This window comes from Streptomyces milbemycinicus (assembly GCF_002154605.1).
GTDB lineage: Bacteria > Actinomycetota > Actinomycetes > Streptomycetales > Streptomycetaceae > Streptomyces > Streptomyces milbemycinicus.
The window spans coordinates 1-1,206 of sequence record NZ_MUNE01001087.1; the positions used below are offsets into that span (position 1 = coordinate 1).

The 1,206-nt window shown below is 68.7% G+C and carries 1 protein-coding gene; it reads left to right on the forward strand.

Going from position 1 to position 1,206, the window contains the following annotated elements; all coding sequences use genetic code 11:
* Nucleotides 1-173 precede the first annotated feature (173 nt).
* Nucleotides 174-1,190, forward strand: a complete 1,017-nt coding sequence (locus tag CCN51_RS51220) for a ferritin-like domain-containing protein (RefSeq protein WP_014181817.1) — start codon at nucleotides 174-176, stop codon at nucleotides 1,188-1,190.
* The last annotated feature ends 16 nt before the right edge of the window (nucleotides 1,191-1,206 follow it).

Sequence of the window (1,206 nt, forward strand, 5' to 3'; positions counted from 1 at the left end):
GGGGCGGTGGCCCCGGCGGCCATCGTGGCCCGGTGGCGGCGCCCGGACCAGGCACGGGCACCGGCAACCGGTCTGCCGCGAAGTTGCCCCCGGGCCTGCCTGGCCGGTGGTCGGCGGGCCCGGTGAGGATCGTGGCGACCGTCCGCCCTTGTGCCCGAGGGGATCGCACTTCCATGACCGCTCCTCCTGACGAGGCAGCCGACTCGCCCTTCTTCGTCCTGGACGCCGTGACGGCGGACCTGATGAAGGTCGGATCCCTCACCCAGGCGTGCCTGAACTGGGACTACGGCAAGCGCGACAGCCGAGTGTGGCGCCTGTACGAGAAGAACAAGGCCGGGCAGTGGAACGCCGCCACCGATATCGACTGGGACCACGACGTCCGGTTCGGGGCCGAGCTGACAGAGGAGAACGGGGCGCGGCTCGCCGGCTTCGTGGTCGGCGAGGGCAGCCCCGTGCCACGTGAACTGCTCACCCAGTTCCGCTGGGAGTACCAGGCCTGGATGTGCAGCCAGTTCCTGCACGGCGAGCAGGGCGCGCTGGTGACCACGGCCCGGCTGGTGGAGACCGTGCCCGACATGGACACCAAGACCTACGCCGCCTCCCAGGTCGCCGACGAGGCGCGGCATGTCGAGGCCTTCGCGCGCTACATGGACGAGAAGCTGGGCACCGTCTACCCGGTCAACCCCGGGCTCGGGACACTGCTCCACGATGTGCTGTCGGAGTCCCGGTGGGACATCGTCTACCTCGGTATGCAGGTCGTCATGGAGGGCCTGGCGATCACCGGGCTCCGGCTCGCCAGCAGCGGTTTCGGCGATCCGCTGATCCGGCAGATCACCAAGATGGTGGCGAGCGACGAGGCCCGCCACATCGCGTTCGGCGTCACCTCCCTCACCGGCATGTACGAGCAGGCGACCTCGGCCGAAATGCGTGAGCGCGAGGACTTCCTGCTGGAGTCCATCCGGCTGATGTCACGCCGCTTCATGCTCCGCGAGGTGTGGGAGCGGATGGAGCTCGACGTGGCCAAGGGGCTGCACTTCGCCCGCACCAACCCGATGATGGCCACCTACCGGCAGTTGCTGTTCCAGCAGGTGATCCATGTGCTGCGGCAGCTGGGCCTGTTGTCGGAGCGGGTGAAGGGGCTGCTGGTCGCGGAGAACCTGGTACGCCCGGAGGCGTTGACAAGCCGCTGACTGCTGACTGCTGACT

Bases quoted from the DNA above. Each gene is read 5' to 3' on its own strand.
- CCN51_RS51220 (WP_014181817.1), top strand. From the start codon at position 174: ATGACCGCTCCTCCTGACGAGGCAGCCGACTCGCCCTTCTTCGTCCTG.